The organism is Methylobacterium sp. 10 (genome assembly GCF_000519085.1).
Classification (GTDB): domain Bacteria; phylum Pseudomonadota; class Alphaproteobacteria; order Rhizobiales; family Beijerinckiaceae; genus Methylobacterium.
Genome location: NZ_KI912577.1, coordinates 1,060,920 through 1,083,914 on the forward strand (window position 1 = coordinate 1,060,920; position 22,995 = coordinate 1,083,914).

The 22,995-nt window shown below is 68.4% G+C and carries 25 protein-coding genes; 14 read left to right on the top strand and 11 right to left on the bottom strand.

What is annotated here, in order from left to right; all coding sequences use genetic code 11:
- Positions 1 to 56 precede the first annotated feature (56 nt).
- From K368_RS0104840 to K368_RS0104850, 3 genes are all read left to right on the top strand, one after another.
- Positions 57 to 836 carry a lysophospholipid acyltransferase family protein gene (locus K368_RS0104840; RefSeq protein ID WP_027171404.1) on the top strand — a complete coding sequence of 260 codons (780 nt, stop codon included), beginning with the start codon at positions 57 to 59 and terminating at the stop codon, positions 834 to 836.
- 199 nt (positions 837 to 1,035) lie between these two features.
- A complete protein-coding gene (locus K368_RS23930; protein WP_051439761.1) occupies positions 1,036 to 1,419 on the top strand; it encodes a hypothetical protein in 384 nt (127 codons plus the stop codon).
- Between the two features lie 105 nt (positions 1,420 to 1,524).
- A complete protein-coding gene (locus tag K368_RS0104850; RefSeq protein WP_027171405.1) occupies positions 1,525 to 2,622 on the top strand; it encodes a DUF2125 domain-containing protein in 1,098 nt (365 codons plus the stop codon).
- A 210-nt stretch (positions 2,623 to 2,832) separates the two neighbouring features.
- Here K368_RS0104850 and K368_RS0104855 read toward each other — a convergent pair whose 3' ends face one another.
- The 3 genes from K368_RS0104855 to K368_RS0104865 form a co-directional block, all read right to left on the bottom strand.
- Entirely contained in the window at positions 2,833 to 3,792 is a 960-nt protein-coding gene (locus tag K368_RS0104855; RefSeq protein WP_027171406.1) for a prephenate/arogenate dehydrogenase family protein, read from the bottom strand.
- Positions 3,785 to 4,897, bottom strand: a complete 1,113-nt coding sequence (locus K368_RS0104860; protein ID WP_197031059.1) for a histidinol-phosphate transaminase — start codon at positions 4,895 to 4,897, stop codon at positions 3,785 to 3,787. Before K368_RS0104860 ends, K368_RS0104855 begins: the two co-directional genes overlap by 8 nt.
- A 95-nt stretch (positions 4,898 to 4,992) precedes the next feature.
- Positions 4,993 to 5,856, bottom strand: a complete 864-nt coding sequence (locus K368_RS0104865; protein ID WP_027171408.1) for a chorismate mutase — start codon at positions 5,854 to 5,856, stop codon at positions 4,993 to 4,995.
- A gap of 292 nt (positions 5,857 to 6,148) precedes the next feature.
- Between K368_RS0104865 and K368_RS0104870 the strand changes: the two genes are divergently transcribed.
- The 4 genes from K368_RS0104870 to K368_RS0104885 all read left to right on the top strand — a co-directional run bounded on the left by K368_RS0104870 (position 6,149) and on the right by K368_RS0104885 (position 9,888).
- Positions 6,149 to 7,357: a homoserine O-acetyltransferase gene (locus K368_RS0104870; RefSeq protein ID WP_027171409.1), complete on the top strand. Its 1,209-nt coding sequence runs from the start codon at positions 6,149 to 6,151 to the stop codon at positions 7,355 to 7,357.
- A 5-nt stretch (positions 7,358 to 7,362) separates the two neighbouring features.
- The gene (metW, locus tag K368_RS0104875; RefSeq protein WP_036265971.1) at positions 7,363 to 8,046 is read left to right on the top strand and encodes a methionine biosynthesis protein MetW; all 684 of its coding nucleotides are present in this window, start codon (positions 7,363 to 7,365) and stop codon (positions 8,044 to 8,046) included.
- A gap of 193 nt (positions 8,047 to 8,239) precedes the next feature.
- Positions 8,240 to 9,466 carry an adenylate/guanylate cyclase domain-containing protein gene (locus tag K368_RS0104880; protein ID WP_245259504.1) on the top strand — a complete coding sequence of 409 codons (1,227 nt, stop codon included), beginning with the start codon at positions 8,240 to 8,242 and terminating at the stop codon, positions 9,464 to 9,466.
- 161 nt (positions 9,467 to 9,627) lie between these two features.
- A complete protein-coding gene (locus tag K368_RS0104885; protein ID WP_027171412.1) occupies positions 9,628 to 9,888 on the top strand; it encodes a hypothetical protein in 261 nt (86 codons plus the stop codon).
- A gap of 189 nt (positions 9,889 to 10,077) precedes the next feature.
- On the opposite strand, the gene K368_RS0104895 is transcribed toward K368_RS0104885, so the two are convergent.
- Positions 10,078 to 10,839: a methyltransferase gene (locus tag K368_RS0104895; RefSeq protein WP_027171413.1), complete on the bottom strand. Its 762-nt coding sequence runs from the start codon at positions 10,837 to 10,839 to the stop codon at positions 10,078 to 10,080.
- A 187-nt stretch (positions 10,840 to 11,026) separates the two neighbouring features.
- Between K368_RS0104895 and K368_RS0104900 the strand changes: the two genes are divergently transcribed.
- From K368_RS0104900 to K368_RS23935, 5 genes are all read left to right on the top strand, one after another.
- Positions 11,027 to 12,073, top strand: coding sequence for an extensin family protein (locus tag K368_RS0104900; protein WP_027171414.1), 1,047 nt, complete (start codon positions 11,027 to 11,029; stop codon positions 12,071 to 12,073).
- A 128-nt stretch (positions 12,074 to 12,201) separates the two neighbouring features.
- A complete protein-coding gene (locus tag K368_RS0104905; protein WP_027171415.1) occupies positions 12,202 to 12,669 on the top strand; it encodes a hypothetical protein in 468 nt (155 codons plus the stop codon).
- Positions 12,666 to 13,325 (top strand): ribonuclease T2, encoded by a 660-nt coding sequence (locus tag K368_RS0104910; protein ID WP_027171416.1) that lies wholly within the window; start codon positions 12,666 to 12,668, stop codon positions 13,323 to 13,325. Before K368_RS0104905 ends, K368_RS0104910 begins: the two co-directional genes overlap by 4 nt.
- Positions 13,326 to 13,343: 18 nt before the next feature.
- Positions 13,344 to 14,189 carry a 23S rRNA (adenine(2030)-N(6))-methyltransferase RlmJ gene (gene rlmJ / locus K368_RS0104915; protein WP_027171417.1) on the top strand — a complete coding sequence of 282 codons (846 nt, stop codon included), beginning with the start codon at positions 13,344 to 13,346 and terminating at the stop codon, positions 14,187 to 14,189.
- A 26-nt stretch (positions 14,190 to 14,215) separates the two neighbouring features.
- Positions 14,216 to 14,917: a hypothetical protein gene (locus tag K368_RS23935; RefSeq protein WP_036265972.1), complete on the top strand. Its 702-nt coding sequence runs from the start codon at positions 14,216 to 14,218 to the stop codon at positions 14,915 to 14,917.
- Between the two features lie 33 nt (positions 14,918 to 14,950).
- On the opposite strand, the gene K368_RS0104925 is transcribed toward K368_RS23935, so the two are convergent.
- Together K368_RS0104925 and K368_RS0104930 are read right to left on the bottom strand one after the other, a co-directional pair.
- Positions 14,951 to 15,238, bottom strand: a complete 288-nt coding sequence (locus K368_RS0104925) for a hypothetical protein (RefSeq protein ID WP_026176297.1) — start codon at positions 15,236 to 15,238, stop codon at positions 14,951 to 14,953.
- A 101-nt stretch (positions 15,239 to 15,339) separates the two neighbouring features.
- Positions 15,340 to 16,773, bottom strand: a complete 1,434-nt coding sequence (locus tag K368_RS0104930) for an FAD-linked oxidase C-terminal domain-containing protein (protein WP_027171418.1) — start codon at positions 16,771 to 16,773, stop codon at positions 15,340 to 15,342.
- Positions 16,774 to 17,075: 302 nt separating this feature from the next.
- Here K368_RS0104930 and K368_RS0104935 point away from each other — a divergent pair, with 302 nt between their 5' ends.
- Positions 17,076 to 17,441 carry a cytochrome c family protein gene (locus K368_RS0104935; RefSeq protein ID WP_027171419.1) on the top strand — a complete coding sequence of 122 codons (366 nt, stop codon included), beginning with the start codon at positions 17,076 to 17,078 and terminating at the stop codon, positions 17,439 to 17,441.
- Positions 17,442 to 17,490: 49 nt separating this feature from the next.
- On the opposite strand, the gene K368_RS23940 is transcribed toward K368_RS0104935, so the two are convergent.
- Positions 17,491 to 18,036: a MarR family transcriptional regulator gene (locus K368_RS23940; RefSeq protein WP_051439763.1), complete on the bottom strand. Its 546-nt coding sequence runs from the start codon at positions 18,034 to 18,036 to the stop codon at positions 17,491 to 17,493.
- A 290-nt stretch (positions 18,037 to 18,326) separates the two neighbouring features.
- Between K368_RS23940 and K368_RS0104945 the strand changes: the two genes are divergently transcribed.
- Positions 18,327 to 18,749: an organic hydroperoxide resistance protein gene (locus K368_RS0104945; RefSeq protein WP_027171420.1), complete on the top strand. Its 423-nt coding sequence runs from the start codon at positions 18,327 to 18,329 to the stop codon at positions 18,747 to 18,749.
- 53 nt (positions 18,750 to 18,802) lie between these two features.
- Here the strand turns inward: K368_RS0104945 and K368_RS0104950 are convergent, their stop codons facing one another.
- The 4 genes from K368_RS0104950 to K368_RS0104965 form a co-directional block, all read right to left on the bottom strand.
- Positions 18,803 to 19,237 carry an NfeD family protein gene (locus K368_RS0104950; protein ID WP_027171421.1) on the bottom strand — a complete coding sequence of 145 codons (435 nt, stop codon included), beginning with the start codon at positions 19,235 to 19,237 and terminating at the stop codon, positions 18,803 to 18,805.
- Positions 19,234 to 20,226, bottom strand: a complete 993-nt coding sequence (locus K368_RS0104955) for an SPFH domain-containing protein (RefSeq protein WP_027171422.1) — start codon at positions 20,224 to 20,226, stop codon at positions 19,234 to 19,236. The genes K368_RS0104950 and K368_RS0104955 overlap by 4 nt, the downstream gene beginning before the upstream one ends.
- 76 nt (positions 20,227 to 20,302) lie before the next feature.
- On the bottom strand, positions 20,303 to 21,604 hold the full coding sequence (locus K368_RS0104960) for a hypothetical protein (protein ID WP_245259505.1): 1,302 nt from the start codon (positions 21,602 to 21,604) through the stop codon (positions 20,303 to 20,305).
- Positions 21,605 to 21,763: 159 nt separating this feature from the next.
- The gene (locus K368_RS0104965) at positions 21,764 to 22,618 is read right to left on the bottom strand and encodes a hypothetical protein (RefSeq protein WP_027171424.1); all 855 of its coding nucleotides are present in this window, start codon (positions 22,616 to 22,618) and stop codon (positions 21,764 to 21,766) included.
- Positions 22,619 to 22,995 lie beyond the last annotated feature (377 nt).

Consider the following 22,995-nt stretch of genomic DNA (forward strand, 5'->3'; position numbering starts at 1 on the left):
CGGATGGTGCGGCGGGACGGCGCGCGCTACAGGATGGGCATCATTCCGGGTTTCCGATGCACATCCTTCGCTCCATCGCCTTCAACATCGTCTTCTACCTCGCCACCGCCCTCATCGCGATCGGCGGCTTGCCGGCCCTCGTCTCGGAGCGGGCCTGCATCCGCGTCGCCCGGTTCTGGGCCAAGGTGAGCCTGTGGCTGCTGCGCGTGGTCGGGGGCGTGCGCGTCGAGTTCAGGGGGCTGCACCACCGCCCGCCCGGCGCATTACTGGTGGCGTCCAAGCATCAATCCGCCCTCGAGACCCTGGCCCTCGTCACCGCCTTTCCGGACTTCGCCTACATCCTCAAGCGCGAACTGCTCTGGATCCCCCTCTTCGGCTGGTTCCTCTCCCGCTCCGGCATGGTCGCCATCGACCGCTCGAAGGGCGCCCGTGCCATGGCGGCGATGAACGAGGCGGCGTCCCGCGCCATCCGCGACGGGCGCCAGCTCATCATCTTCCCCGAGGGAACCCGCAAGGCGCCGGGTTCGCCCCCCGCCTACAAGCTCGGCATCACCCATCTCTACGCGGCACTGGGCGTGCCCTGCCTGCCCGTCGCCCTCAACAGCGGCCTCTACTGGCCCCGCCGCCAGCTGACCCGCCGCCCCGGCACCACGGTGATCGAGTTCCTCGCCCCCATCGCGCCCGGCCTCGACCGCACGGCGTTCCTGGAGGAGATGCAGACGCGGATCGAAGCCGCCTCCGATGCTCTCCTGGCGTCCGGCCGGGCGGATCTGGCGGCACGCGGGCATGCCGTACCGGAGACCGGTGCCGTCGGAGAACAATCCAGGACCGCGTGAGCGCCTCGTCTATCCACAGGCTGTGGATAAGCGGGTCGGAGGCACCCTGCGGTGAGCGAAAGCACGACTCTTGACGGAAGGAAATTGTTAAGATTACTCTGGAACAAAGGGCGAACGGAAAAGCCGTGTTCGTTCTCATGCCGCAAGGCGCGGAACACGGCTTTCACCGACGCCCATCCTCTGATCCGGAGATCCATCCATGCGCGAAGTACGTCTCAGGACGGCAGCCAGCCTGCGTGGAACTCCTGCCCTGGCGCTGAGCGCCTGGCGCGGCCGGTCCGGGCGCCGCTACGTCGTCGGCATCCATGAACTGGCCGAGCTCGAACTCGACGACATGGGCGAGGCGGTGGTGATGGCCGTGCGGCGGGATTCCACCGGGATCGGCGAACTCATCGCCGTGGCCGCGGCCGGATCGAGCCCGCGCGAGCGGCTCACCCGCAACTGGATCGCCCGTGCGCGCCATGGCGGCGCCACGGAGATGCATGTTCACCGCCTGGCCGAGGACGAGGCCGAGCGGTGCGAGATCGTCGCCGATCTTCGTGTGGATCGGCCCATGGATCAGATCATGGGCGTTGCCGCCTGAATCTGCGGGCGGCCATGCTTTCGCCGCCTTGAGACCCGCCAAAGCTCACTCACGAAGGAACCCCCGTCGACGGCGGCGGGGCTTCGAGAGCGAGGCGAGCGGACGATGGCGCAGGCACCGGATTTGACGGCCAGGAAACGGCCATCGCGGACCGGCCTGTTCCTGCCCTACATCCTCCTCCTCGCCGTGGTCCTGCTCTGGAGCGCGGGCTGGTTCTGGATTCGCGGCAAGGCCGGGTCCGAGATGGATTCCTGGATGGCCCGCGAGGCCTCGGCCGGGCGCAATTGGACCTGCGCCGATCGCTCCATCACCGGCTATCCCTTCCGGATCGAACTGCGCTGCGCCTCCCTCGCCTTCTCACGGGCGGACAGTCGCTTCACCCTCGGACCTCTGACGGCGGTGGTCCAGGTCTATCAACCGCGCCAGGGCATCCTGCAGGCGAGCGGACCGTTCCACGTGGAACAGGACGGTCTCGTCGCCGACGCTACCTGGACGTCGCTGGAAGGCAGCTTCCACGGGACCTCCGACGGGTTCACGCGGGCCTCCCTGGCGGTCGACGGACCGAAAGTCAGCGTCAAGAATGCCGGACCGCAGCCCATCGACGTGGCGGCCAAGCACCTTGAATTCCACGCCCGGCCGACACCCGCCCGCTTCGCCACGGAGGGTGCCGTCGACACCAGCCTGCGGCTGACGCAGGCGAACGTGCCGGCGCTCGATCCCCTCCTCGGCAACACCATCCCCATCGACATGGCGCTGGATGCCACGGTGAATCAGGCGGCCGTCATCCGGACGGGACAGGTGGCACGCGAGCTCGAAGCCTGGCGCAGGGCCGGCGGCAGCCTCGACATCGCCCTGCTCTCCCTGGCCAAGGGCGACCGCCGCCTGCAGGCCCAGGGCAAGATCGCCCTCGACGACGAGCACCGCCCCAGCGGTCAGATCGACATCCGCGCCGCCGGGGTGGAGGCCCTGGTCGGCCAGATCATGGGCCAGCGTTTCGGGGCCGAGAAGGGGGCCCTGATCGGAGGGCTGGTCGGCAAGCTGCTCGGTGGCGGAAATCGCCGCCAGGACGCCGAAACGGCCGCAGCGCCTGCGGCGGCGGGAGATCCGTCCCTCAAGGCGATGCCGCCCCTGCGCCTCGCCGATGGCCGTCTGATGCTCGGCCCGTTCCCGATCCCCAACGTCCAGGTACCGCCACTGTATTGAGTGGTCTGTCGACGGATTCTGCCTGGTGTGATGAGGTGATCAACCCGGCCACGACCTCATCCTGAGGCGCGGCGACAGCCGCCTCGAAGGAGGCTTCCAGAACCCGTTGCGCGAACTGGAGCCCTCCTTCGAGGCCTCCGCTTCGCTTCGTCACCTCAGGATGAGGTGGTGGGTAAAAAACGGGTAGCGCTTGCCTTGGCCGGATGAACCCTACCGTCCGTTGACCGGCTCGTCCTTCGCGGGCTCCGGCGGGGTACGGCTGCGGCCGAAATCCGCTTCCGCCGTCTCCTGCCCGAGGGCGACGATGCCCCGGCGGATGGCACGGGTGCGGGTGAACAGGTCGAACAGCGCGTCGCCGTCGCCCCAGCGGATGGCCCGGGCCAGCGCCGCGAGATCCTCGTTGAAGCGGCCGAGCATCTCCAGCACGGCGTCCTTGTTGGTGAGGAACACGTCCCGCCACATGGTCGGGTCGGAGGCGGCGATGCGGGTGAAATCGCGAAACCCGCCGGCCGAGAACTTGATGACCTCCGATTGCGTCACCGCTTCGAGATCGGCCGCCGTGCCGACGATGTTGTAGGCGATGAGGTGCGGCACGTGGCTGGTGATGGCCAGCACGAGGTCGTGATGCTCCGGCGTCATGCTCTCGACGATGGCGCCGAGTCCCTCCCAGAACGCCTGAACCCGCGCGGTGGCGGCCTCGTGTGTGCCTTCCGGCGGCGTGAGGATGCACCAGCGGCCCGAGAACAGCGTCGAGAAGCCGGCATCGGGGCCGGAATACTCGGTGCCCGCCACGGGATGGGCCGGGACGAAATGGACGCCGTCCGGCAGATGGGGCGCGACGGCGGCGACCACGGAGGCCTTCACCGAACCGACATCGGAGACGATGGCGCCGGGTTTCAGATGAGGCGCCATGGCCTCGGCGACGGCACCGACCGCGCCCACCGGCACGCACAGGATGACGAGGTCGGCGCCGGAAACGCCCTCGGTCTCGCCCGTGGCCTCGTCGGCGAGGCCGAGGGCCTGCACACGCCCGATCACCGCCGGGTCGCGGTCGATGGCGACGATGCTCCGCGCCAGCCCGTATTGCCGTGCGCCCCGCGCGATGGAGGAGCCGATCAGCCCGAGGCCGACGATGGCGAGGCGCTGGCAGACGGGTCTCGCCTCAGGCACGGATGCCGTCCTTCACGAAGGCGGTGAGCGCCGTGACGAAGGCCCGATTGGCCTCCTCGCCGCCGATGGTGACGCGCAGCGCGTCCGGCAGTCCGTAGGACGTGACCCGCCGCACGATCACGCCGCGCGCGGCGAGATAGGCGTCGGCCTCCGCAGCGCTGCGATTCGGCTCGTCGGGAAAGTGGACGAGGATGAAGTTCGCGACACTCGGCGTGACCACGAGGCCGAGGGAGGAGACGACCTCCGTCGTCCAGGCGAGCCAGGTCTCGTTATGTGCGACCGCCGCCGCCACATGTGCCTCGTCGGCGATGGCCGCCGCCCCGGCCGCGATGGCGCTGCCCGACAGGTTGAACGGCCCACGGATGCGGTTGACCGCGTCGACCACCTCGGGCGGACCTACCATCCAGCCGATCCGCAGGGCCGCGAGGCCGTGGATCTTCGAGAAGGTGCGGGTCATCACCACGTTCTCGGCCTCGAGGACGAGTTCGAGGCCGGCGCTGTAATCGTTGGTCCGCACGTACTCGGCATAGGCCCCGTCGAGGACGAGGAGGACGTTCGGCGGCAGGCCCGCCTGCAGGCGCCGGATCTCGGCGAAGGGCAGGTAGGTACCCGTCGGGTTGTTTGGGTTGGCGAGGTAGACGATCCTCGTGCGCGGCGTCACGGCCGCGAGAATCGCGTCGACATCGGCGTGCAGGTCGCGCTCGGGCACCACTACGGGGGTGCCGCCGGCGGCCAGGATGGCGATGCGATAGACCAGGAACCCGTGCTCGGTGAAGATCCCCTCGTCACCCTCCGAAAGATAGGCGTAGGCGAGGAAGGACAGGAGTTCGTCCGACCCGGCGCCGCAGACGATGCGGGCGGGATCGAGTCCGTAGCGGAAGGCGATGGCCTCGCGCAGGCGGGTCGAATTGCCGTCCGGGTAGAGGGCGAGGCGGAACGCCTCCTCGCGCATGGCCTCGATGGCCAGCGGGCTCGGGCCCAGCGGCGTCTCGTTCGAGGAGAGCTTATGGACCTTCGCCACTCCGGGGGCGCCGCTCTTGCCGGGCACATAGGCCTCGATGGCGAGGATTCCGGGGCGGGGAACGGGACGGGACACGGAGGGAATGGAGGACATGAGCGCGGGCCGGCTGGAGTTCAGGCTGCCCCTCTAACGCAGCTTGCCCGCCTTGACGAGAGAACCGGCCGCTCCGGCCGTCGCCGTCAGACCCGGAAACGGGCGGCGTGGCTGCCGATCTCGTCGAGGCGCTCCACCGTCGCGCCGGCCCGTTCCAGGGTCTCCCGCAACTGCCGGCCGCCGACGCCGCCCGGCACGGCGAGGAGAAGGCGGTGACCGTCCGCTGTGGCCGCGCGCGCCACCACCTCGCCGTAGAGGTCCTGCAGGGCACGGGCGCTCTCGGGCGTCCAGCTCTCGAGCCGGGCGGCGTGGAGCACCCAGTCGCGCTGGGCGGCGGCCGGGTCGTCGAGGGGATTGGCGACCACGAAGACCGGCGTGCCGGCGGGATGGGTCGGCCGCTCGATGAAGGGCAGCCGCGCGATCACCTTGGGCCGCCCCTCGCCGACGAGACCCTCCCACCACGGCGCCTCCGGGCTCGGCGGCGCGGAACCGTCGGGGTCGAGGCGGAAGATGCCGAGATCGCCGCGCGAGGCGGCCACGGCCTCGATCACCGCCGCGCAGGTGGGATGTGGCCGGTAGGGCACCGTGAAGCCGAAATGGAATCGCGCCGAGTCGCGCATCGGCGCGTCGCCGCCCGAAATGTCCGCATGGACGCTGAACGGGGCCTGGACCCAGGTGAAGGTGGCGATGATGACCCGCCATATCCCCTCCACCGTGTCGAGGGGCAGGAGCCCGCGATGGCGCTCGGCCACGCGCCGCATCATCGAAGCCTCGCGGCCGGGCCGGAAGGCCGAGCCGCTGGCCGAGGTGCGCTTGACCGCGATGAGCCGGTCGATGATCGAGCCGCGCTGGATCAGCAGGGCATGCATCTCCGCATCGATCCGGTCGATCTCGGCGCGCAGCTCGGCGAGGTTGTCGAGGGGCGGTGCGGGTCTCGTGGTGAAGCGCATGCGGGCTGTCGCGTCCGGCGGCGGGTGTGAGGATGGCCGTTCCCGCATGAAGGGTACGGCGTATCGTGTCTACGTTTCCCGAAGCCCGAGGGCCAGAGCACCGGTTGTGACCTTCTCGTGGGCGGCCCCTTTCGTTGACGCCCGTGCATGCGCACATTACGCCCACATGTCGTCCGGCTGGGCCGGGCACCGATGGGGATGGACCTTCGCGACGCGTCGATGGGGTGGCGACCGGCCGCCCCCCTCGCATCACCGCGGAAGCGAATCGGCGAACAACGCGCGAAGACGCCTGATGACCATGTCGCTCGACAGTCTCGCAAGGCCCGACGAGGGGAACCTCCGCCAGGACGGCATCCCGACGGATGCGCCGCCCTCCCTCGATCCGCGAAGCCCGGTGGCCCTGTTCGGCCTCGATGAACCGCTCGCGATGGATGCCGGCGTCGATCTCGCGCCGTTCCGGATCGCCTACCAGACGGCCGGCACCCTCAACGCGGACCGGTCGAACGCGGTGCTGATCTGCCATGCCCTCACCGGGGACCAGCATTTCGCCCACACCCATCCGGTGACGGGCAAGCGCGGCTGGTGGGAGACCCTGGTGGGACCGGGCAAGCCCATCGATACCGACCGTTACTTCGTGATCTGCTCGAACGTGATCGGCTCCTGTATGGGCTCCACGGGGCCGGCCTCCACCGATCCCGCCACGGGCAAGCCCTACGGTCTCGACTTTCCCCTGGTGACCATCCGCGACATGGTGCGCGGCCAGGCGATGCTCCTCGACCGGCTCGGCATCCGCGACTTGTTCCTCTGTGTGGGCGGATCCATGGGCGGCATGCAGGTGCTGCAATGGGCGGCGCTCTATCCCGACCGGGTCTTCGCCGCGATGCCCATCGCCACGGGCGCTCGGCACTCGGCCCAGAACATCGCCTTCCATGAGGTCGGCCGCCAGGCGATCATGGCCGACCCGGCCTGGGCGGAAGGACGCTACCTGGAGGCCGGGACGCGGCCCGCCAAAGGCCTCGGCGTGGCGCGGATGGGCGCCCACATCACCTACCTCTCGGAGCCGGCCCTGCACCGCAAGTTCGGCCGCCGCTTCCAGGGCGGCCATGCTCCGACCTTCTCGTTCAACGCCGATTTCCAGATCGAGAGCTACCTGCGCCATCAGGGCCTGAGCTTCGTCGAGCGGTTCGACGCCAATGCCTATCTCTACCTCACCCGCGCCATGGATTACTTCGACCTCGCGGCCGACCATGGCGGCGTGCTCGCCAACGCCTTCCGCAACACCAGGACGCGGTTCTGCGTGATGTCCTTCACCTCCGACTGGCTGTTCCCCACCGCCGATTCCCGCGCCATCGTGCATGCGTTGAACGCGGCGTCGGCACCGGTCGCCTTCGTCGAGATCGAGAGCGACAAGGGCCACGACGCCTTCCTTCTCGACGAGCCGGTGATGTTCAACGCCGCCAAGGGCTTCGTCGATGCCGCCGCCCGGGCGAGGGGCTTGTGACGTCGATGAGTCGCGTGGCCCCCGCCCCCTGGAGCACGACCGACACGCTGCCGCGCAGCGACGGCGCCCGCGTCGACCATCTCGTGGTCCTCGGCCTCGTCCCTCCGAGCGCCCGCGTCCTCGATATCGGCTGCGGCGACGGAACCCTGCTCACGCTCCTGCGCGACCGGCGCGGCATCGACGGGCGCGGCATCGAGCTCTCCCGCGAGGGCGTCAACGCCTGCCTCGCGCGTGGCCTCCCGGTGATCCAGGGCGATGCCGACACCGACCTTGCCAATTATCCCGACGACGCCTTCGACGTGGTGGTCCTGTCCCAGACCATCCAGGCGACGCGCAACCCGCGCATCGTGCTGGAGCACCTGCTCCGCATCGGCCGGCAGGTGGTGATCTCGTTCCCGAATTTCGGCCATTGGCGGGTCCGCTCGGAACTGGCCTTCCGGGGTCGGATGCCGGTGACCGAGCTGATGCCGGAGGAGTGGTACGAGACCCAGAACATCCACCATTGCACCATCCGCGACTTCGTCGGCCTGTGCCGGACCGTCGGGGCTCAGATCGAGAAGGCCACGGCGCTCGACGCCCGCGGCCGGCCGATGCGGATTTCGATGCCGTGGTGGGTCTGGAACCTGTTCGGCGCGCAAGGCGTGTTCCTCCTGCGGCGCGGCGACGGATCACCGTCCGACGCCGTATAGGGCGACCACATCCCTCCCGCGAAGCCGGAGATCGGCTGCCGGTGACTCGGTATGCGGCAATCTCCACCGATGGCCTGCGCGGGCCGCATCCGGCATGAGGAGCGGCCGATGACGCAGGAGGAGACATCTATTGAAAACCGGGGATCGAGACCGGGCACACGGGGAAGAGCCACGTTCGCCGACGATCACGCATTTGCAGCAGGCATCGAGCGGCCGGTCCTTCGCCCTGCAGCTGCTCATCGTCCTGGTCCTGCTCGCCACCGCGCAGGCCTATGACGGATCGATCCACGGCCTGGGACATTGGATCGTCCTGTCGGCCTATGCCGGAGCTTCGATCCTCCTGGCCCTGGTCAGCCTGCGAACGGCGCCGGGCGCGGGCATTCCCGTGGAGCCGAGCCGAGAGTGGCTGAGCTGGGGCTCGACCCTGCTGAATGCCAGCGTCGCGATCTACGTCCTCATCGAGCACATGTTTCTGGGCGCCGCGGACACGGAGGAGGCGGCCGCCGCCGCCAGCCGGCTCCCCGCCTTCCTGATCCTGCTGCAGACCGCGCTGACCATGCGCGTCTGGCACACCTGCGTGTTCGCCGGTCTGGTGACGGCGGGGTGGGGTGGAGCCATCCTGTTCGTCTACCTGTCGCCCGAGAGCCATCATCTCGGACCGCACGTCACCCTCGACGAGGAGGTGCCGGGGCTTCTCACCTTCATGGTCGCCAGCCTCGTGGTCCTCGACGGACTGCGGCGGCTGACCTGGGCGGTGGCGGCGACGTTCCGGCTGGAGCGGGAGCGCCTGATCCTCACCCGCTTCGTGCCGGCCGCCGTCGCCGAGGATCTGGCGCAGGGCGGCGGTCCGGGCGAGGTCCAGGAGCGCCACGCCTGCCTGTTCGCCCTCGACATCCGGGGGTTCTCGGCGCTGACGCGGACGCGGCCGCCCCAGCAGGTGGTGGAGGTCCTCATGGAGATGCGCGCCCTGACGCACCGTGCCGTCACGGAACGCGGCGGCATCATCGACAAATACATCGGCGACGGAGTGCTCGCTCAGTTCCTCGTCGGCCCGCCCAATGCGCAGGCCCGCGCGGCCCTCACCTGCGCCGAGGCCGTTCAACTGCGGCTGGCGGCCCTCAACCAGCGCCTCGCGGAGAAAGGCCTTCCCTCGCTGCGCGTCACCATCGCGCTGCATGCCGGCGACGTCCTCGTCGGTGTCTTCGATGATGGCCACCGCGCGGAATTCACCGTCCTCGGCCCGGCGATGAACACCCTCGCCCGCATCGAGGCGCGGGCCAAGGCCGTGGACCTCCCGATCGCCATCTCGGAGGACTTTCGCGATCTGCTCGCCGGCTCCGGAGCCAGCGGCCTCAACTGGATCTCGGCCGGGACGGTAAGCGAGGCTTCGGGGCCGCGGCTCTACGCGGTCGCGCGCTGAATCGTATCCGGTCTGATGCCATCGGCAGGCTCGTCACTTAATCCCGCATGGTTCGTGTGCCGTGACACGTCATGAAGGAAAAAGACTTCCTATATCAGGTTCATACAGAGCGAAGCGGGCCAAACATCTGGTCTGCACTGTAAAGGAACTTATCAAACGCCATGATGAACCGTATCGCCGCCGTCGCTACCGCTCTTGTGCTTGGCGCTGCTTCGATCTCTTCTGCAACGGCGTTCGAGCGCCCCTCACGCTATACCGCTTTCTCGCCCTACGACGTCACCGAGACAGGCTCCCTCAGGGAAGTCAGCCGCCCGCCCGCCTATCTGGGCTGCCCAATGAGCTCGGCCGCCGAAGGCAACGCCAACCAGCCGAATTTCCTGGTCCAGCAATACGGTCAGACCTCCGGCGGAAACCGCTGCTGATCCTTTGAGACGGGAGGGACGAACATGGTTCTGAAGGGCTTTTCCTACGCCATGATCGGCGCCTTCGCGGGCGGCCTGATCTGGACGATCATCGGCTCCGCCAGTGCCTTCATGGGCTCGTAGGACCGATCATTCGTCTTCGACACCGAGATCGATGTGCGGCGGGGCGAGAGCCCCGCCGTTTCCATGTCAGGGATCGCGCCGGATCTCCAGGGTGGCGACCTCGTAGGTGATCGCTGCTCCCCCCCTCTCGAACTGCCTGATCACCGTCCGCAGCGCGCCGGGCGAGAGGTGGCGGACGGTGCCCGGCGTTCCAGCCCCGATGGCGCGGAGCGAACGGAGGAAGGCCCGGCCGTCGGCATGCTTCTCGACGACCGGTTCCAGGGACAGACTGCTTGTGCAGCCGGCGAATCGGAGCCGGGCCAGGACTTCTTCCGTCGGATAGGGCGGTGTGGCCGGGCGATGGCCGACGGCGTCATGCGCCTCATGCCATTCGCGGAAGGTACCCGAGGCCAGGGTCGTCACCGCGAGGAACCCGCCGGGCGCCAGCAGACCGGTGAGGCGGCCGAGCGCGCCCTCCAGATCCTCGAACCATTGCGCCGCCAGGCTCGAACAGACGAGATCGAAGCCCGGCGCCAGGCAGGGCCGCTCTCCGTCCATGACGAGGAACGCCAGGTCGGACCGGTGCTTCAATCGCTCTCGCCCCCGCCGGATCATGGCGGGGGCGAGATCCGAGGCGACCATCAGGCCGGGGGTCACATGGGCGAGGACGGCCTGCGTGAGGAAGGCGGTGCCGCATCCGATCTCGAGGATTCGTGGCAACGGGGGAAGGGGCAGGGCGGCGATGCGCTGCGCCAGCCGCCCGGCGACGATCGCCTGGATGATCCCGGCGGCATCGTAGTTGTCCGCCCCGTCGAAGGCCCGGGCCACAGCCTGTTTCCAGGGACGCATCGGTGCCGTCGGCGGGATTATCGGTGGGGCTGCGATAGACCGGGCGGGGGGCGCGCTCAAGCGTTCCGGCACCTTTGGCCTTCCCGGCAAGCAAGGGGGGGCGTCGACCGTCCACACTCCTCCACAGGCGACGGATCGCTCCGCATCGTTGACGAACGCTTTACGAAAAGCTGCCCATTGTTCCGATATGTGGCGTAGCGTACTCGCGTTTTCCGTTCTTGGGCTGATCGGCGCAGGTCTCACCGGCTGTGGACGCAGCCCGTTCGAGAGTCGAGAGGCCTGGCGCGACCAGACCGAACAGGCCTGCAACGCCAAGCGGCTGGTGGAGACCACCGAGTTCGTGACGCCGGTGAAGGAGATCAACGGTCCGGGCGTGTGCGGCATGCTGCAACCCTACCGGATCACCCGTCTCGGCAGGGGTTCGGTCGTCCTGAAACAGCGGATGACCCTGGCCTGCCCGGCCCTGGCCGAGGCTGAGGCATGGCTTGCGGACACGATCCAGCCCGCCGCCAACTTGTATTTCGGCCAGCCCGTGGCCGAGATCAACGCAGGCTCCTATGCCTGCCGGGGCCGCAATAACCAAGCCGGCGCCAAGCTCTCCGAGCATTCGTTCGGCAATGCCGTCGACATCATGTCGTTCAAGCTCGCCGACGGCTACGTCATCACCGTCAAGGGCGGCTGGCGCGGCACCGAGGCCGAGCAGGGCTTCCTGCGCGAGGTCTTCATCGGCGCCTGCGCACGCTTCTCCACCGTGCTCGCCCCCGGCTCCAACGTGTTCCACTACGATCATATCCACGTGGATCTCGCCCGCCACGACCCGCGCGGCCTCAAGCGCATCTGCCAGCCGCTGCTGAAATTCACGCCGCAGCTCGGGGCCGATGGTGTGCCCCGGCCGATCTCGCGTCCGCGCCCGGTGGAGCGCCAGCCCGCCCCGCCCCAGGCCCCCGTGGATATCGAGGAGGACGATCCCTACGGTGTGACGCCGATGTCCTCGAACCGGAACCCGGCCAGGACAAGCCCGCAGGTCGCCCGCGCGCCCTCCCCCGGCCTTTCCTCTGCCGCCCCATCCGCCCGCGCGCCTTCGGCCTATGCCTCCACGCCGGTGGCCCGGCCGGTACCGCGCCCGCAGTCCTCGCGTCTGGCCTCCGCGCCGACCTATGCCGAACCAGCGCCGGGCTTCTCCGAGGAGCCGCTCTCCCTCGCCGCCCCGGGCCTCTCGGACCCGATCTATTGAGGGCCGGACTGTGTTCCGGTCGCCCCAGGCCGGAATGAAAGCGACGCTGCCCCGCCCCTTGCGCTTGACACCGCCCGGACAGACGCCATCGTCCCCGGATGAACGGACTCCAGCGAAAAGACGCCGGCATGCGCCCGAATTCCCTCGCCACCGCCCTGGCCCTCGGCCTCGTTCTCGCGGGTAGCCTCCAGCCCGCCTTCGCCCGCTCGGGCCGCGAGGAGATCACCCCCGCCGAGGAACGTGAGTTTCCCTTCGACGGGCAGATTCCGGGATGCCAGGATTCCTCGGTGCTGGAACAGATGTCGAGCCAGTTCGCCGAGAAGGAGGCGAAGTTCTGGAACTCGAGCCTCACCATCGTCGGCTATGACCGGATCGAGCGGACGGCCTGGCGTCCCTGGGGCCTCGACACCTATCCCCGCCGCTTCTGCAGCGCGGTGGCGACCACGTCGGACGGGATCAAGCGCAAGGTCGATTATTCCGTGCGCGAGGGCCTCGGCGTGATCGGGGTGACCTGGGGCGTCGAGTTCTGCGTCCACGGCCTCGACCGCAACCTCGCCTATGCCTACGCCACGGCCTGCCGCGAAGCCCGTCCGTGAGACGAGTCGCCGCGCTCGCCGGACTGGCGCTGACGGCTCTCGCCGGAACCGCGCAGGCGCAGGGCTACGAACGCGGCGGCACGCCCGGCGAGTTCGATTTCTACGTGCTGGCCCTGTCCTGGTCACCGACCTATTGCGAGACGGCCGGGCGGCGTGACGCCGACGGCCAATGCCGGCCGGGTCGCGGCCTCGGCTTCGTCGTCCATGGGCTGTGGCCGCAATATACGCGGGGCTACCCGTCCGACTGCTCCGCCGTGGAACGCTCTCCCACCCGCCAGGCCATGGATGTGGCCGGGGAGGTCTATCCGAGCGAGGGGCTCGCCCGCCACGAGTGGCGCAAGCACGGCACCTGTTCGGGCCTCGATCCGATGTCGTATTTCAAGGCCGCCGCCCAGGCGCGGGAGGCGGTGACCATCCCGGCCGCCTTCGCCAAGCCGGATTCCGACACGCGCATCGCACCCGTCGATATCGCCCGCCAGTTCGTGGCGGCCAATCGCGGGCTTCGCCCGGACATGATGTCGGTCACCTGCACCCGGGGCGAGTTGCAGGAGGTGCGAATCTGCTTCACCAAGGATCTGCGCGGCTTCACGCCCTGCCCGGAAGTGGCGCGGCAGAACTGCCGTGCGGGCGAGATCGCCGTCGACGCGAGCCGGTGAGGCCAGGAACCTGCGCCCATGAACTATAGGCACGCCTTCCACGCCGGCAATTTCGCCGACGTGCTCAAGCATCTCGTGCTGACGCGCGTGCTCCATCATCTCCAGGCCAAGCCCACGGGCTTTCGCGCCATCGACACCCATGCGGGCCTCGGCTTCTACGACCTCACCGGTGACGAGGCGGGGCGGACGGGTGAGTGGCACGACGGCTGGGGCCGCCTCGATACGCCTTTCCCCGACGAGGTGGAGGCGCTGTTCGCCCCCTATCGCGAGGCCGTCGCCGCCACCAAGGCAAGGCACGGCGCCGATATCTATCCCGGCTCTCCGGCGATCATCCGCGAATTCCTGCGGCCCAGCGACCAGGGCGTCTTCGTCGAGTTGCACCCCGCCGATGCCGAGATCCTGCGCGAGCGCTACAATCAGGATCCGCGCACCAAGGTCATGCATCTCGACGGATGGACCGCCCTCAACGCGCTGATCCCTCCCCCCGAACGGCGCGGCGTCGTGCTGATCGACCCCCCTTACGAGGAACTCGGCGAGGTCGACCGCCTCGGCGCGGCGCTGGCCAAGGCCGTGGCGAAATGGCCGACGGGCATCTATCTCGGCTGGTATCCGATCAAGGACGTCGACCTCATCGACCGTATGGTGGCGGAGCTCGATCGCTCGCTCTCCCGGCCCGCCCTGCGCATCGACCTGATGATCTCGGAGCCGTATCCGAACCGTCTCAACGGCAACGGTCTCATCGTCATCAACCCGCCCTGGCGCCTCGCCGACGAGGCGGCTCTGTTCCTGCCCGCCCTGGCCGAGCGGCTGGCGCGAGGGGATTACGGCGCGTTCCGCTGCGACGCGTTCGGCGTCGAGGCTTGAATCCTGTCGTGAAGGTCGTCCCATCGATGAATTCCGCGATTCCCATCGCCAGCGCCGCCATTCCGGGCAGCGTCGAGACGATGCGTCTCGTCCGCTACGACGATGCCTTCTCGATCATGGTCGGCACCGCCGAACTGATGAACGACCGGCACCGCGATTCGGAGCGGGCCCTGGCCACGGTCACCTGCGCGCGGCTCGAGGGAAACCCGGCGCCGAAGATCCTCATCGGAGGGCTGGGCATGGGGTTCACTCTGCGTGCGGCCCTCGATGCCCTCGGTCCGCAGGCGGAGGTTGTCGTGGCCGAATTGATGCCGGCGGTCATCGCCTGGGCGAGCGGACCGCTTGCCCATCTCTTCACCGGGAGCCTCGACGATCCGCGCGTGACCCTGGTCGAGGCAGACGTGAACCGCCTCATCCAGTCGGGACAAGCTCAGTACGATGCCATCCTCCTCGACGTCGACAATGGCCCCAAGGGCCTCACGCGGCGGGAAAACGACCGCCTCTACGATGGCTGGGGCCTCAAGCGGGCGCATTACGCCCTGCGGCCGAGCGGCATCCTGGCCGTCTGGTCCGGAGGGCCGGACCGCCGGTTCAAGAAGCGGCTCCGGCGCTTCGGCTTCGATGTCGAGGAGCAGCGCTATCCCGCCCATCCCGGCGGCCGCCGTCACGTGCTCTGGATCGCAGTGAGGACGGACGAGCAACCCGAGGCAGGCCGGCGGAACGGGTAGTCCCGTCGCCGGCCTGCCTCGGTCGGATCGATCTCAGTAGTTGTAGGACCGGCGCGGGTAGGCCTGATTCGGAGCGTAGCCGGCGCCACGCTGTTGCACACGCGAGCCGTACTCGATCTCGCGCTGCTGCTTGGCGCGGCGATTGGCCAGATAGCGACCGCCGATGCAGCCCGCCACCGCGCCGACCACGCCGCGCTCGGCGAGGTAATGCCCGGCGAGACCGCCGATGATCGCACCCTTGATGCAGCCTTTGGCTTCGGCCGCTCCCGTGCTTGCCACGGTAAGCAGCGCCAGGGCCGAGAGCGTTGCAACGATGCGCATGATCATCCTCCACGATTGTGCGGGGAGGAAACACCAAGCCGGAGCTGAGCGTTCCGGGCATGGTTCGGCAGATGGCGGGAAACCGCGACGGTCAGTGCGCCTCAGGCCGCCACCCGCCCCTCCAGGGGGAACACCTTGGCGGGGTTCATCAGCCATTTCGGGTCGAACACGTTGCGGACCCGCATCTGCTGGTCGAGGTCGGCCTGCGCATACTGGAAGCGCATGAGCTCGCGCTTCTCGATGCCGACACCATGCTCGCCGGTGAGGCAGCCGCCGACCTCGACGCAGAGCTTGAGGATCTCGTCTCCGGCGGCCTCCGCCTTCTGCAACTCGCCGGGCTTGTTGATGTCGAACAGGATGAGGGGATGCAGGTTGCCGTCGCCCGCATGGAACACGTTGGCGACGCGAAGCCCCTTGTCTGCGCAGATCGCCCCGATCCGCTCCAGCACCAGGGGCAACTGCCCGGTGGGGATCGTGCCGTCCATGCAGATGTAGTCCGAGATCCGGCCCGTGGCACCGAAGGCGGATTTGCGTCCCTTCCAGATCGCGGCGCTCTCGGCTTCGGATTTCGAGACCCTGATGCTGGTGGGCCGGTAATCGCGGGCGATGGCCTCGATCCGGGCCAGCATGGCCTCGCATTCCGCGTCCGAGCCTTCGACCTCGATGATCAGCATCGCCTCGGCGTCGCGGGGGTAGCCGGCCTGGGCGAAATCCTCGGTGATGAGGATCGCCTCGCGGTCCATGTATTCCATGGCCACGGGGATGATGCCGGCGGCGATGATGGCGGCGGTGCAGGCGCCCGCATCCTCCACCGAGGAGAAGCCGACCAGGGCCGGGCGCGCGCCCTCGGCCGCACGCAGGATGCGCACCGTCGCCTCGGTGACGATGCCGAGCTGACCCTCCGAGCCGCAGATCAGGCCGAGGAGGTCGTACCCGGCACTGTCGAGATGGGCTCCGCCGATCTCGGCCACGGTTCCGTCGTTCATTACCAGGGTGACGCCGAGGAGGTTGTTGGTGGTCACCCCGTATTTCAGGCAATGCGCCCCGCCCGAATTCATCGCGATGTTGCCCGCGATGGTGCAGGCGAGCTGGCTCGACGGGTCCGGCGCGTAGAAGAACCCTTCGTGGCTGACCGCCCCCGAGATGGCGAGGTTGGTCAGGCCCGATTCGACCCGCGCGACGCGGTTCTCGAAATCCACGTCGAGGACACGGGTCATCTTGGCAACGCCGAGGATGATCGCGTCCTCCTGGGCGATCGCCCCGCCGGCGAGGGATGTGCCGGCGCCGCGCGCCACCACGCGCACGCCGTTGGCGTGGCAATAGGCCATCACGGCGGAGACCTCGGCGGTGGTCGAGGGCAGAACCACGGCCAGGGGCATCTTGCGATAGGCGGTCAGGCCGTCGGTCTCGAAGGCTCGGCGCTCGTCCTCGGTGACGATGAGCGCTTCCGCCGCGACGAGCGGCCGCAGGCCGGCGATGATTGTCTCGCGGCGGGCGAGGATGTCGGGGTCGGGCACGGGAAAGGCGATCGACATGGGCGGGCGCTCCTCGACGCATCTGCCTGTCTTCAGCCACCGCTCAGCTTGGAAGGACTAAAAACGAGCCGTGAACCGTTCAAGACAATGGAATTGGACGATATCTAAACGATAACCGGTTTCGATGCATCAGGATCGGATGCGTCGACGTTTCCGGAGGGCGGAATGGCCGGTTTCGGGCTTCCTTCCGCCGCACGGACCCTAGGCGAGTTTGGAACGTTCCCAGTCTCGATCTGTTCTAAAACCAAAAGCTCTGCCATAAGCTCGGCTGGCTCATGCCGCCCAACGGAGGAAAAAATACAATGCGTCACCTCATCCTCGGCGCCGCGCTCGCTCTGATGCTTCCGATCTCCGCACAGGCCCAGGAAGCCGGCGACGCTGCAGCCGGCGAGAAGGCGTTCGCGCCTTGCAAGGCTTGCCACAACTTCGTCAAGAACGGCGTCGGTCCCGACCTCAAGGGCGTCGTCGGCCGCAAGGCTGGCACCTACGAGGGCTACAGCTACTCGGCCGCCCTCAAGGGCTCGGGCATCACCTGGGACGAGGCGAACCTCAAGGAGTGGCTGAAGGACCCGAAGGCCAAGGTGCCCGGCAACAAGATGGTCTATCCCGGCCTGAAGGACGACAAGAAGATCGCCGACGTGATCGCCTATCTCAAGACCCAGAACTGAGCGTCGCATCCGGTCCTTTTCGGACCCGTGATCGGAAAGGCCGCTTCCCTTACCGGGAAGCGGCCTTTTTCCAATCCTCGTACGGCTCGGAGACCGTGGACGCCGCCGTCGTGCCGGCCACGTTGTCGTGAAGCGCGCCCCGCAGCATCACCAGGGAATCGAGGAGCGCCTGGCGCCCATCCTCCGACATCCCGGTCAGGGCTCCCGCAAGGCCGGGGACGCAATCCATCCGCCCCTCCAATTCGCGCCCCTTGGGCGTCAGGAAGATGCTGACCTGCCGTTCGTCGGCCCGGTCACGAGCCCGGCGGACATGACCCGACGCCTCCAGACGCTTCAGCAGGGGCGTGAGCGTTCCGGAATCGAGGAACAGTTTGGTTCCGATCTCCTTCACCGTCAGCCCTTCCTGTTCCCAGAGGACGAGAAGGACCAAGTATTGCGGATAGGTGAGGTCGTGGGCGGTCAGGAGCGCCCGATAAGCGCGCCCGAAGGCGTGGGCCGCCGAATAGACCGCAAAGCACAACTGACCGTCGACGCCACGGCCCGGGGTCGGGACGTCGTCGATGGTGTCTGCTTGCGTGATGCGTCGGCCTTCCATTCCTGGGGCCTCCCTCATGTTGGTCGGGTCCGGTGTCGGGTCCGGCCCAACTACCCTATCTAATTGATAATGCGGAATGGTCACCAGCGTTCACGGCACTCTCGCATAATGGTTGCGCGCAATCTGGTTTGGTGCCATACGGAAGATAAGTTGCGCGCAAGCTAGTTTCGGTTCTTGACCGGATCTCATGATGGTGGACGTTGCCCTCCGCCGGACGGGTTTCCCCGTCATCGCGTGAGACCATCTTTCCTCGACCCGCCCCCCTTCGATCTCAAGCAGGATGACAGACCATGAAGGCACTCTACACCGCTCATGCCCATGCCACCGGCGGCCGTGAAGGCTCCGCCTCCACCGACGACAAGGCCGTCAGCGTCACGCTGGTGACGCCGAAAGAGCTCGGCGGTGGCGGCGGCAACGGCACCAACCCCGAGCAGCTCTTCGCCACGGGCTATGCCGCTTGCTTCCTCGGCGCGATCAAGTTCGTGGCCGCCAAGGACAAGGTGAAGATCCCCGAGGACGCCAAGGTGGAGTCCTCCGTCGGCATCGGCCCGCGTGACGACGGCGAGGGCTTCGGTCTCGTCGTCACCCTGAAGGCCACCCTGCCGGGAATCGAGCGGGACAAGGCCGAGGATCTGGTGAAGCGCGCCGATGTGGTGTGCCCCTATTCCCACGCTACCCGCGGCAACATCCAGGTCGACATCAGTGTCGCCTGAACGCGCGCCGCGACGCCGGAGGGGCCACCCGCCCCTCCGGCGTCGTTCTTCCGTCAGGCCGTCGTCACGGTGAGCACGGTTCCCTCGATCCCGGTGACCCGGATACGGGTACCAGCCGGTGCATCGGGACCGGAGACGCGCCAGAGCGTGTCATTGACCCTGATCCGTCCGAGCCCGTTCGCGATCGCGGCGTCGAGGTGAAATTCCTGCCCGATCAGGCTATGCGCGCCCCGGTTGAGGCTGTTGGGACGCCCGGTCATCCGCTTCTGCGCGAGCACGACGAGGCCCACCGATAACACGGCGAACAGGACGATCTGCGCCTGCCACGGCATCGGTACCACGGCGACTTCGAGCCCCGTGACCATGGCGGCGGTGCCGAGCCAGACCAGGAACACGCCCGAGATCGCGAGTTCCGCTCCCATCAGGACCAGCCCGATCAGGATCCAGGTCCAGACCGGTCCCAGCGCCGTCACGCCATCGACGATCACGCGGCCCCTCCTCCGCTCGGGCCGACCTTCGGCGGCAGGCCGGACGGTTTTCTCTGCTGCGCTGCGCCCTCGCCGAACACGCCGCGGGTGATCTCCGCGATGCCGCCGAGGGTACCGGCGAGGGATGCTGCCTCGATCGGCACCACCACTACCCGCTGGTTGGGCGCGGTGGCCAGCGCCTTGATCGCATCCACGTATTTCTCGGCCACCAGGAAGTTCGCCGCCGCGAGGTCGCCTTGTGAAATGGCCTCACTGATGAGGCTCGTAGCGCGGGCCTCGGCCTCGGCGCTGCGCTCACGCCCCTCCGCATCGCGGAACGCGGCCTCGCGCCTCCCTTCGGCTTCGAGGATGGCGGATTGCTTGCGGCCTTCCGCGCGCAGGATGTCGGCCTGACGATGGCCCTCGGCTTCGAGGACGGAGGCGCGCTTCTCGCGCTCGGCCTTCATCTGGCGCGCCATGGCGCCGGCGAGATCGGCGGGCGGCAGGATGTCCTTGATCTCGATCCGGGTCATCTTCACACCCCAGGGCGAGGAGGCCCCATCCATGACATGGAGCAGGCGTTCGTTGATCTCGTCGCGGTGGGACAGCAGCTGGTCGAGGTCCATCGAGCCGACGACGGTGCGGATGTTGGTCATCGTCAGCGTCATCATCGCGGTTTCGAGATTCGAGATCTCGTAGGAGGCCTTGGCCGCGTCGAGGACCTGGTAGAACACCACCGCGTCGATCTTCACCCCCGCATTGTCGCGGGTGAAGGCCTCCTGGCTCGGCACCTCGATGACCTGCTCCATGACGTTCACGCGCCGGCCGATCCGCTCGATATAGGGGGCGATGAGGCCGAGCCCGGATTCGAGGGTGCGCGAGTACCGGCCGAACCGCTCCACCGTATAGACGTGGCCCTGCGGGATGATGTTGATGCCGATGGCGAGGGTGACGACCACGAGAACGACGAGCGCCACCGCCACCACGCTCAACCCGATCGAGAGATCCATGCCTGTCCCCACTACCCTTCCGGAAGGGACATTGAGGCCGAGCGTCTCCCCCTATGCAAGGTGAATTGTCCCCTCGTCAGCGCGCCCAAACCCCCAGGCGCTCTGTCCGTGCACGATCCTCGGCGGCGACGAGATCGGGGGTGGCTTCCGAAGAGGCACGGCCTCCGCCGTTGAAGAGCACGACTTCCGAGAGGTCGCGCCCTTCCACCGCGCAGAGATAGGCCGCACTTCCGGCCACCGGCTGACAGGTCACGGGGCGGCCGGCGAGGTAGCGCGTCAGTTCTTCCGGCTGTCCGCCGCGGACCCATTCCACCCCGAACAGGCGCACGAGCTTGCCGCCGACGCGCAGGGTCGCGGTGTCGATCACCTCCGTCTTGCCGGTGATGGCGTTGGATGGTTCCGGCGCCTTCGTCCGGCTTTCCTCGGCCGAGGGTGGGCTCGGCTCTTCGGCGGGAATGCCGGGGGGCGCCGTCGGAGAGACCGTCTCGCGCGGATTGGCCATGGTGGAGGGCCGGCTCTGCGCCGTCTGTGTTTGTTGGGGCGGCGGTGTCGTCTGGGCCGGATCCTGCGCCTTCGCTTCCTGCCGGGGAGCCTCCGCATCCGGTACGGAGGCCGGCCTGTCGTCCCCACTGCCATGGGTGAGAAGCAGGACGATGGCGAGGCTGGCGAGCAGACCTGCGCCTACGAGCGTGCCCGGCCGGGCCAGGATCGAGCCGTCATCCTGGCGAAGGCGGCGCAGCCGGTCGCCGACGCGGGCGAGCAATCCAGGCCAGCGGGCTGGTTGCGCGCCCTGGACCGGCGTCGTCGCAGGAGAGGCCGTAGCGGCAAGGCCGGAGAAACGTTTACGGGCGATGGCGACCGTCTCGCGGGCTCCGTCGCCGAACGAGGCGCCGATGCGCATGCCGCGCTCGCGCAGGCTCGGTTGTGGGCTCGAGCCCTGTCCGCCGCCTGGGCGATCGGCCAGAGAGTGACGGATGGTGCCCAGAGCGCCTGCCAGGGTGGCCGAGACCGCGGCTGCGGCGGACCTTCCCCGGATAAGCGAGCGGGCCATCACCGAGCGGGCCAATTCCGATTGCGATTCCACGAACCGCGCCGTCGCCGCCTTGATCTCGTCCGATGCGGTGGGCTCGGGTGCTGCGTCCACAACGGGTTTCGGCGGCACAGGCACGAACAGGGCGCCATGGCGCTCCCGCAATTCAGCGAACAGCTCCTCCAGGGACAGAGGGCCATTCTCACCCTGCCGCATCGTCCCGGAACGGTCGACGATCCGGTAGAAGGGCGGCTCGGCGACAGGCTCGACCACGGCCTCGGCGAGCAGTTGCAGCGTCCGCCGGGCAACGGGAAACGCATCCTGGCGACGGATTTCCGCTTCAATCATCGCGCGGACGGATTCCCGTGCCGCACGCGCCGCGACGATAGCCGGAGCCTCGACCTCGCCGGGCGGGTTCGTCGGGGATGCCTTGGTCGGAGAGGTCTTGCCGGCTGCGTGTGTCTTAGCCGCGCGTGTCTTGGCTGCGATCATCGGTTCGACTGTGGCTCAGGCGCCGGGCCGTGTCGATGCGGCGGCGCTCAGCGGTCCCGGTGCGAACCGGCGCAGGACTCGGCTGGACTCTGATACGATCAGCGGGCGCGGTCCGGCGAAGGAGATTTCCAGGGTCAGTTCCGCCACGCCCTGCGAGCGGGCACCGTTCCTCGGGTTCGCCGCACGGAAATCGAAGGTGGAGCGCACGATGCAACTGCTCGTGCCGACGCTGCAGGCCGTGCGCGGGGAACCGTCCTGCACCACGTAGCGGCGGTCCGGCCAGCGCCGGACGAAGCGGCGCTTCTCCGCCATCAGCGCCGCCAGCGACAGGGTCCGGCCGTGGAAGCGAACAGATTCGGCGTAGAACCGCGGCGCGGCGGCGACCATGCCGTCGCCGGGCTCCGAGACCGCGTCGAGATAATCCTCGTTCAGCCTCTGGGCCTTGCGCGCCCATTCGGGAAAGCGATCCTCGGAGGCCATCGCCATGCTCGGGGATGGTGCACCCGGGGAGACGGTGAGGGGGAGGGCGTTCGGCGGAACCTGCGACAGCCGACGGGAGGAATGCCTGATCCCACCCTCTGCGTGGCGGCTGCCGCGACGGATCCGCCGCGGTGCGTCTGCGCTCCTCTCCACGACGGAGGCGGCACTCGGCGTCGTCTCGGGTTTCGCCCCCTGGGCCGGGCTCGCCTGGGATGCCTCCTGCGCCGTCTGGGACGCGGCGGGTTTCGCGTCGCCCTTCGGTTCGGGCTTCGTATCGGCCTTGGCGGGAGGATCGACCCAGGCCGGGCGGCCCTGAGCCCCGGCGCTACCGGTGGATATCAAGGCCCCGAGGAGGGCCGCCGAGCAAGTGGAGAACAATCCGTAGCGCATGGCATCTCACCGCTGTCGCGAGCGACGTGGAGGGTGGGCACGACCGCATGACAGCGCCCGGCCGAAGGGAAACGTCAAGGTCGGGCGTTCGGTTGCCCGCGTCGAGAGGGGTCGTTCGCGGCCGGGTCGCGTCGTGGCTCGTGATCTAGCACGGGGCATTGCCAGGCTGCTGCGATCGCGCGCCGTTCCCCGCGCTATGCCCGCTGTTCCCAGCCATCGGCGATCACCGTCCGACAAGGTTGTGAATGCCCATCTTACCGCAAGTTGCCCTTCTCTAGGACATTGCCTCTTGCCATCGGCGTGGAAGCGCCCACCTCTGGAGAGCTTGACGGGTCCGGGCCCCTCTGGCGGCCGAGGCGTCGGCCGCGATGTCGGAC

What these genes read in the sequence shown, in the direction of transcription:
- K368_RS0104840 (WP_027171404.1), top strand. Translation starts at nt 57, where the DNA reads ATGCACATCCTTCGCTCCATCGCCTTCAACATCGTCTTCTACCTCGCC.
- K368_RS23930 (WP_051439761.1), top strand. Translation starts at nt 1,036, where the DNA reads ATGCGCGAAGTACGTCTCAGGACGGCAGCCAGCCTGCGTGGAACTCCT.
- K368_RS0104850 (WP_027171405.1), top strand. Translation starts at nt 1,525, where the DNA reads ATGGCGCAGGCACCGGATTTGACGGCCAGGAAACGGCCATCGCGGACC.
- K368_RS0104865 (WP_027171408.1), bottom strand. Translation starts at nt 5,856, where the DNA reads ATGCGCTTCACCACGAGACCCGCACCGCCCCTCGACAACCTCGCCGAG.
- K368_RS0104870 (WP_027171409.1), top strand. Translation starts at nt 6,149, where the DNA reads ATGACCATGTCGCTCGACAGTCTCGCAAGGCCCGACGAGGGGAACCTC.
- metW (WP_036265971.1), top strand. Translation starts at nt 7,363, where the DNA reads ATGAGTCGCGTGGCCCCCGCCCCCTGGAGCACGACCGACACGCTGCCG.
- K368_RS0104885 (WP_027171412.1), top strand. Translation starts at nt 9,628, where the DNA reads ATGATGAACCGTATCGCCGCCGTCGCTACCGCTCTTGTGCTTGGCGCT.
- K368_RS0104895 (WP_027171413.1), bottom strand. Translation starts at nt 10,839, where the DNA reads ATGCGTCCCTGGAAACAGGCTGTGGCCCGGGCCTTCGACGGGGCGGAC.
- K368_RS0104900 (WP_027171414.1), top strand. Translation starts at nt 11,027, where the DNA reads ATGTGGCGTAGCGTACTCGCGTTTTCCGTTCTTGGGCTGATCGGCGCA.
- K368_RS0104905 (WP_027171415.1), top strand. Translation starts at nt 12,202, where the DNA reads ATGCGCCCGAATTCCCTCGCCACCGCCCTGGCCCTCGGCCTCGTTCTC.
- rlmJ (WP_027171417.1), top strand. Translation starts at nt 13,344, where the DNA reads ATGAACTATAGGCACGCCTTCCACGCCGGCAATTTCGCCGACGTGCTC.
- K368_RS23935 (WP_036265972.1), top strand. Translation starts at nt 14,216, where the DNA reads ATGAATTCCGCGATTCCCATCGCCAGCGCCGCCATTCCGGGCAGCGTC.
- K368_RS0104925 (WP_026176297.1), bottom strand. Translation starts at nt 15,238, where the DNA reads ATGCGCATCGTTGCAACGCTCTCGGCCCTGGCGCTGCTTACCGTGGCA.
- K368_RS0104930 (WP_027171418.1), bottom strand. Translation starts at nt 16,773, where the DNA reads ATGTCGATCGCCTTTCCCGTGCCCGACCCCGACATCCTCGCCCGCCGC.
- K368_RS0104935 (WP_027171419.1), top strand. Translation starts at nt 17,076, where the DNA reads ATGCGTCACCTCATCCTCGGCGCCGCGCTCGCTCTGATGCTTCCGATC.
- K368_RS23940 (WP_051439763.1), bottom strand. Translation starts at nt 18,036, where the DNA reads ATGGAAGGCCGACGCATCACGCAAGCAGACACCATCGACGACGTCCCG.
- K368_RS0104945 (WP_027171420.1), top strand. Translation starts at nt 18,327, where the DNA reads ATGAAGGCACTCTACACCGCTCATGCCCATGCCACCGGCGGCCGTGAA.
- K368_RS0104955 (WP_027171422.1), bottom strand. Translation starts at nt 20,226, where the DNA reads ATGGATCTCTCGATCGGGTTGAGCGTGGTGGCGGTGGCGCTCGTCGTT.
- K368_RS0104960 (WP_245259505.1), bottom strand. Translation starts at nt 21,604, where the DNA reads ATGATTGAAGCGGAAATCCGTCGCCAGGATGCGTTTCCCGTTGCCCGG.
- K368_RS0104965 (WP_027171424.1), bottom strand. Translation starts at nt 22,618, where the DNA reads ATGCGCTACGGATTGTTCTCCACTTGCTCGGCGGCCCTCCTCGGGGCC.